This window comes from Aeromicrobium sp. REDSEA-S32_B7, assembly GCF_001626145.1.
GTDB classification, from domain to species: domain Bacteria; phylum Actinomycetota; class Actinomycetes; order Propionibacteriales; family Nocardioidaceae; genus Aeromicrobium; species Aeromicrobium erythreum.
The window spans coordinates 1-6,754 of the sequence record NZ_LUNF01000184.1 but is presented as its reverse complement, the minus strand read 5'-3'; the positions used below and the strand labels follow the sequence as shown (position 1 = coordinate 6,754).

The following is a 6,754-nucleotide window of genomic DNA, read 5'->3' as shown; positions in this document are numbered from 1 at the left end:
TGCTCCGGGCGTATCGAGACCACCCCACACCATCGCTGGGGGCCGGTCCGCGCTGGGCCGTTGCCGGGTGGTCTCGATACGCAGGGACCTCGCAAGCTCGTCCCTGCTACTCGACCAGCGCGACAATCGCTGGTCGAGTAGCGCGGAGCCGCGAGGCACGAGCGTGCTCCGGGCGTATGGAGACCATTCCACGCAGACGCCTGGGGGTTGGCCCGCGCTGAGCCGTTGCCGGGTGGTCTCGATACGGCGCCTCGGCGTTCGTTCCTCACGTGCGGCGCCTACTCGACCAGCGGGACCGCCTCGGCCAGCGGGACTCGCTTCGACCAGCGGGACCCGCCTCGACGAGCGGGACTCGCTTCGACCAGCGGGACCTCGCGTGGGGGCCGCGCACGGTGGGGTGGCCTAGGGTGAGGCGCACTGTCGATCGAGGGGGAAGACCGTGGAAGTCGTCCACACCGCCATCGCCATCGTGCTCGTGGTCGGGCTGATCATCTGGGCGAAGGTCGACCCGGTGATCTCGCTCGTGATCGCCTGCCTCTACCTGGGGCTCGCCGCGGGCGTGGGGTTCGAGGGCACGGTCACCGCCATCACCGGCGGGTTCGGCGAGATCATGACGAAGGTCGGGCTCCTCATCGGGTTCGGCGTGCTCATCGGCGCCCTCCTGCACTCGTTGGGCACGTTCCGCAAGCTCGTGCGGGCGCTGCTGTCGGTCGTGGGGGCGAAGCGGCTGCCCTACGCGCTCACCGGCGCCATGTCGACGGTGTTCCCGTCCATCTACGTCGACGTCCAGGTGGTACTCGCCGCGCCGATCGCGCGGTCGTCGGCGCGCCACGTCGGTCCCCGCGGGCTCGCGCACCTGGCCGGCGCGATCGGCACGGGCATCTTCGCGGGCTACGTGTTCGTCGTGCCCGGCCTGGCCGCCGTCACGATCGCGGGGATCCTCGAGATCCCGCTCGGCACGTACATGATCGCGGGCATCGTCCTCGGTCCCGTCACCGCGCTGCTCACCACCTTCCTGTTCGGCCGGCTGCTCCGCCTCGGCTGGTGGAAGCCCGAGACCGACGAGGCGCAGGACGAGCCGCTCGACGGCGACGGCGTGGAGCAGAACACCGCCGGCACCGGTCCTGGCGAGGGCGCGAGCCGCAGCGACGTCGACGTGCCGCTGCCGGTGGCCCTCCTGCCGATCCTCGTGCCCCTGCTGATGATCGCCGGAGGTGCGTTCGCCGACCTCGCCGACGTGACGAACGGGTTCGTCGCGTTCCTCGGCAACCCGAACGTCGCGCTGTTCGTGGGCCTGCTCGGCGCCTACCTGCTCGCGCGTGCCGCGACCGGCGTGGAGCGCACCGACAAGGCGCTCAAGACCGGCTTCCACACGACGGGCGAGATCCTGCTCATCACCGGCATCGGCGGCTCGCTCGGCGCGGTCATCGAGGCGACGGGCCTCGACCAGACCCTCGCGTCGCTGTTCTCGGCCAGCGAGGGTGCTGCCGTGGTCACCAGCATCCTGCTGGCGTGGTTCATCGCCGCGGTGCTGCACCTCGCGATCGGCTCGGTGTCCGTGGCGGCCATCGCGGCGGCCGGCATCATCAGCCCGGTGCTGGGCTCCATCGACGTCGCACCGCTCGCGATCGGCCTGGCCGTCGCGTCGGGGTCGATGTTCGCGCTCACCGTGAACTCGAACTTCTTCTGGATGTTCAAGTCGCTGCTCGGCCTGACGACGAAGGGCGCGCTGAAGACGATGACCCTGGTCACCAGCATGGCCTCGTTGGTGTCGTTGCCGATGGTGCTCGCCGTCGCGTTCCTGGCCTGACGTCAGGGCTCGACGCGGTAGCGACCCTCGAGCGCCATCTCGATCGTCTGGATCCTCGGCAGGTCGAGGCACCGGCTGACGACGCCGAGCACGACCCGGTCGGGCTGCACGTCGACCTCGACGTCGTACCCCGACGGCACCGCGGCGCGCACGGCGTCGGCCAGGCCCGGCGGTGGCGCCGACGCGAGGTCGAGCGTGGCGTCGACGCGGTGCACGACCGCGTCGCTGCCCCGACCCGGGCAGCGCTGGGTGTCGGCCCGGCCGGACAGGGTGTCGTCGGGTGCCAGCGTCACCCGGTCGCCGACGGCGACCAGCGCCGACCGGGCGGCCTCGTCCGCGCGGTCGCGCCACCGTGCGGCTCCGTCGACGTCGACGGACTGCGCGCACCCCGCCGTCAGCAGGGCGAGCGCGGCCAGGGTCGTGCCGAGGCGCCGGGGCGTCACTGCTTCAGGAGCATCGCGGCGCCGAGGGTCTCCTCGGGCACGCCCAGTCCCTCGACGAGCGTGAGCAGGTGCGGGCGCAGCTCGGCGAGCTGCTCGTTGAGCAGCTGCGTGACGGCCTTGGCGCGCTGGTCGGAGATGCGGTTGTGTGCCATGAACCAGGCCAGGTCGTCCTCGATGACGCTCAGTGCGTACACGGTGCACACCTGGCGTAGGAGGTTCGCGGCCTCCTCGTCCTCGCAGCGGGCGATGCCGGCGGTGAACGCCTCGAGCACGACGCGGTCGACGTGCGCGCGACCGCAGCGGATGAGGTGGTCCTGCGCGTCGTTGAAGATGCGGAACGCCTCCTCGCCCTTGGCCTTCGCGGCCCGCTGGAGGCGTCGGGCGGCCGTCTCGATGAGGTGCTGCTCGCGGTCCTCGAACAGGCTCAGCTGCGTGCCGCGGTCGAGCAGGTCGTGCGCGTCGCCGCCGGCGGGTGCCGCGTCGATGAGGCGCTGGATGAGCTGGCTGGCGGCGGTCCGCTCGCGGACCGTGTCGGCAACCGTCTCGGCGACGAACCGGACCATGCCGAACGGGTCGAGCCCGCCGACCTCCTTGGCGTAGGAGGTGAGCAGCTCCTTGCTGAGCAGCTGCAGCATGACGTGGTTGTCGCCCTCGAAGGTCGTGAACACGTCGATGTCGCCGCGCAGGACCGTGAGCCGGTTCTCGGCGAGGTAGCCCGCGCCGCCGCACATCTCGCGCGACTCGTTGATCGCGCGGGACGCGTGCCAGGTCATGATCGCCTTCAGCCCGGCGGCGCGGCCCTCCAGCTCACGCTGCTGCTGCGCGTCGGGCTCGGTGGCGCGCTGCAGCCGGTCCATGCGCGAGACCTGCTGGTTCTGCGCGAAGCGGTACGCGTAGGAGCGGGCGAGCAGCGGCAGCAGACGACGCTGGTGCAGGCGGTAGTCGGCGAGCAGCACCTCCGGCTCGCCGTCCTGGCCGAACTGGCGACGCTGCAGCGCGTAGCGGCCGGCGATGCTGAGCGCGACCTCCGCCGCCGCGAGCGCCGACCCGCCGACGCTGATCCGTCCGCGCACGAGCGTGCCGAGCATGCTGAAGAAGCGTCGGTTCACGTCGTCGATGGGTGAGGAGTAGGTGCCGTCCTCGGCCACGTCGCCGTACTTGTTGAGCAGGTTGACGCGGGGGATGCGCACCTGGTGGAACGCCAGACGTCCGTTGTCGACGCCGCCCAGGCCGCCCTTGTGGCGGTCGTCGCCGACCTCGACGCCCTCGAGCACCTGGCCCTGCTCGTCGCGGAGCGGCACCAGGAAGCAGTGCACGCCGTGGTTCTCGCCGCGGGTGACGAGCTGCGCGTACACCGCGGCCACGGTGGCGTGCGCGGCGGCGTTGCCGATGTAGTCCTTCGTCGCCGACGGCGTGGGGGAGTCGACGACGAACTCCTGCGTCTCGGCGTCGTAGGTGGCGGTCGTCTCGAGGTGCTGGACGTTGCTGCCGTGGCCGATCTCGGTCATCGCGTAGCAGCCGACGAGGTCGAGCTCGATGAGCCGGGGGATCAGGTCGCGGTGCCGCTCGGTGCCGAGGTTCTCGACCGCGCCGCCGAAGAGACCCCACTGCACCCCGGCCTTGACCATGAGCGACAGGTCGAACTGGGCGAGCATCTCGATGCCGGTGACCGCCATGCCGGGGTCACCGCCGCCTCCGTGCTCGGTGCGGAAGCCGGCCGCGGGCACGCCGGTCGGCACGAGGCCGTGCAGCTGGCGCAGGGTGCGCTCGCGTGCGGCGTCGATGTCGAGGTCGAGGTCGTAGGCCAGCTCCATCGCCGCGAGCTCCGTGCGCGACTGCTCGCGCACGTGCCGCCACTTTCCGTCGAGGGCGATGCGGACTTCGTCGGACAGCGTCATGGGCCGAACGCTACTCGCGCTCGGGGGTCCCCGCAGTGCTGTGAGCGAGCCGTCCGCGATCAGGCCGGGGCGACGAAGATCGCGGCTGCGGCGACGTGCCCCAGGTCGCGCTGCGTGCCGTCGAGCTCGACGGCCAGGGTGCCCGCGAAGTCGTGGCGCTCGACGAGCCGCAGCGTCACGCCGAGCGTCATACCGAGGTCGACGAGGTGGCGCAGCAGGGCGGGGTCCTCGTCGGAGACCCGCACGACCCGCAGCCGCGCGGGCGCCTCGACGTCGACGAGGGGGCGTGCGTCGAGGGCGGGCAGGCGGCCGTCCGCGGTCGGGATGGGGTCGCCGTGCGGGTCGAACTCGGGGTGCCCGAGGCGGGCGGAGAGACGCTCGACGAAGTCGTCGCTGACGGCGTGCTCGAGCACCTCGGCCTCGTCGTGCACCTCGTCCCAGGCGTAGCCCAGGTAGTCGACGAGAAAGGTCTCGACGAGGCGGTGACGTCGGACCATCGCGAGCGCGGCCGCGCGGCCGGCGTCGGTGAGGGTGGCGGTGCCGTAGCGCTCGTGGTCGACCAGCCCCGCGGCGGCGAGCTTCTTGAGCGCCTCGGACACGGTCGACGGGGAGACGCCGAACCGCTCGGCGAGCGCCCGCGACGTCACGGGCGAGTCGTCCCACTCCTGGGTGGTCCAGATGACCTTCAGGTAGTCCTGCATCGAGGACGACAGGGCGGAGGCGGGCACCGCTCCAGGGTAGGGGAGGGCGGACGCGTCCCGGGGGCTCACGACCTCCCGCGCGAGTTCGGTCCACCGAACTTGTGTGTTCTGCACCGGGTGGTAGCGTGTCGGGCATGGCGAACATCGCGCACTCCGGCTCCTCGCGGCCGGCCGCTCCGCGGCTCGACGCCGTGCAGCTGCGGCTCCTGCGCTCCGGCCTGGCGCGCACCGTGCTGTTCGTCGGCGGCTTCGTCGCCGTCGTCGCGGTGGGCGGCCAGGTCGGCTGACCCGCCCGTGGTGGTGCGCATAGGGTCGTGGTGCACCCCGACCCGGAGGACCCCATGACCGGATGGACCACGCCCGACCTCTGCGACGACCACCACCCCGACCGTGTGTCGGTCGTGCAGCCCGGGCTTCTGCGCGGCTTCGGTGGACGGGAGGCCTTCGCCGGCCCCGTCGAGACGGTCTCCTGCTTCGAGGACAACTCGCGCGTCAAGGAGCTGGGCGAGCAGCCCGGTGAGGGACGGGTCCTCGTCGTCGACGGCGGCGGCTCGCTGCGCCGGGCCCTCCTCGGCGACCTCATCGCCGCCCGCTACGTCGAGAACGGCTGGGCCGGTCTCGTCATCCACGGCGCCGTGCGCGACGTGGAGGTCCTGCGCGACCTCGACCTCGGTGTCCAGGCCCTGGCGCCCACGCCCGTGCGCACCGAGCGCCGCGGCCTCGGCGACGTCGGCGTCGAGCTGGCCTTCGGGGGCGTCACCGTGCGGCCCGGACAGTGGGTCTACGCCGACGCCACCGGCGTGCTCGTGGCCGAGGGCCGCCTGGACGCGGTGTGAGCGCGGTGCTGGTCGCCCGAGGGGGACCCTTCGCCTGAGATCCCGGTCTCAGCCCTCGCTCCGCGACGGGAGCGGGTGGTACCGTCCGCCTGTCAGTCGACACCATCACTCCACGTGCCTGCCTGCGGGGAAGCCGGTCGAAGTCCGGCGCTGACCCGCAACCGTAGCCCCTGCCGCCCGGCGTCGGGGGGAGCCGGAACACCGCACCGGGCACCCGACCGAATCACGCTGTCGTGGTCGCAGCGGGTCTCCCCCCGAGGGGCGCCCCTGCTCTTTTGCAGCGGGTGAGGACCCCCATGAAGCACCCCCTCCGTCGCGGCATCGTCGCGACCGCCGTCGTCGCCCTCGGCGCCGGCCTCCTGGGCGCCGCCCCGGCCGCCCAGGCCGCTCCGAACTCCTACGCCTACTCCGCGGCGCGGTGGCTGGACGACCAGCTGACCGACGGCGTCGTGCACAACGAGCAGTACGACTTCGACGACCTCGGCCTGACCATCGACGTCTTCCTCGCGCTGCACGACCTCGAGACCCGGACCGCCACGCAGCAGCGCATCGTCGAGGCGCTGGCGTCGAAGGTCGACGAGTACACGACCGGCGGCTCGTTCGCCCCCGACGATCGCTACGCCGGCGCCACGGGCAAGCTCGCCAGCGCGGTCCAGGAGGCGGGCCAGGACGCGACGAGCTTCGGCGGGGTGAACCTGGTCCAGCGCGCCGAGGAGCGCGTGGTCACCGAGGGGACGTCGGCGGGCCGCGCCTCCGACCTGTCGGAGTACGGGGACTTCTCGAACACGATCGGCCAGGCCTGGGTCGTGCGGGCGCTGTCGACGGCGTCGTCGAGACCGCTGATCCCGTGCTCGCGCGCGACCCCCAGGGCCTGGAGGGCGAAGGCGGTGGCGTCGACGGTCGGGCCCTGCTCGGCACCAGGCGTCCCGCACTGCTCGTCGGCCATGCTCACCCGGAACCCACCGTCGGCGCACTGCTGCTTCAGGAGGTACTCGACCGTCGACGCCGCGCGGCTCGACGACGCCGTCGACAGCGCCCGCACGACCCCTGTCTCTTATACACATCT

7 protein-coding genes and 1 riboswitch are annotated in these 6,754 nt (G+C 72.4%); of the genes, 4 read left to right on the top strand and 3 right to left on the bottom strand.

The features are described from left to right. Window positions 1-439 precede the first annotated feature (439 nt). Window positions 440-1,810 (top strand): GntP family permease, encoded by a 1,371-nt coding sequence (locus A6Q79_RS12755; protein WP_286689467.1) that lies wholly within the window; start codon window positions 440-442, stop codon window positions 1,808-1,810. A gap of 2 nt (window positions 1,811-1,812) precedes the next feature. On the opposite strand, the gene A6Q79_RS12750 is transcribed toward A6Q79_RS12755, so the two are convergent. From A6Q79_RS12750 to A6Q79_RS12740, 3 genes are read right to left on the bottom strand one after another with little or no spacing between them, the layout of a single operon-like run. Continuing rightward, complete coding sequence (locus A6Q79_RS12750) at window positions 1,813-2,253, bottom strand: hypothetical protein (protein WP_286689468.1); 441 nt, start codon at window positions 2,251-2,253, stop codon at window positions 1,813-1,815. After that, window positions 2,250-4,151, bottom strand: coding sequence for an acyl-CoA dehydrogenase (locus tag A6Q79_RS12745; RefSeq protein WP_286689469.1), 1,902 nt, complete (start codon window positions 4,149-4,151; stop codon window positions 2,250-2,252). Before A6Q79_RS12745 ends, A6Q79_RS12750 begins: the two co-directional genes overlap by 4 nt. A 59-nt stretch (window positions 4,152-4,210) precedes the next feature. Further along, entirely contained in the window at window positions 4,211-4,879 is a 669-nt protein-coding gene (locus A6Q79_RS12740; protein ID WP_286689470.1) for a metal-dependent transcriptional regulator, read from the bottom strand. Window positions 4,880-4,986: 107 nt separating this feature from the next. Between A6Q79_RS12740 and A6Q79_RS12735 the strand changes: the two genes are divergently transcribed. The 3 genes from A6Q79_RS12735 to A6Q79_RS12725 all read left to right on the top strand — a co-directional run. Next, window positions 4,987-5,139 (top strand): hypothetical protein, encoded by a 153-nt coding sequence (locus A6Q79_RS12735; RefSeq protein WP_286689471.1) that lies wholly within the window; start codon window positions 4,987-4,989, stop codon window positions 5,137-5,139. A gap of 54 nt (window positions 5,140-5,193) precedes the next feature. Next, the gene (gene rraA / locus A6Q79_RS12730) at window positions 5,194-5,688 is read left to right on the top strand and encodes a ribonuclease E activity regulator RraA (protein WP_286689472.1); all 495 of its coding nucleotides are present in this window, start codon (window positions 5,194-5,196) and stop codon (window positions 5,686-5,688) included. Between the two features lie 127 nt (window positions 5,689-5,815). After that, window positions 5,816-5,891: riboswitch (cobalamin riboswitch) on the top strand. 93 nt (window positions 5,892-5,984) lie between these two features. Then, the coding region (locus tag A6Q79_RS12725; RefSeq protein ID WP_317698552.1) for a hypothetical protein at window positions 5,985-6,754 on the top strand (770 nt) is incomplete at its 3' end.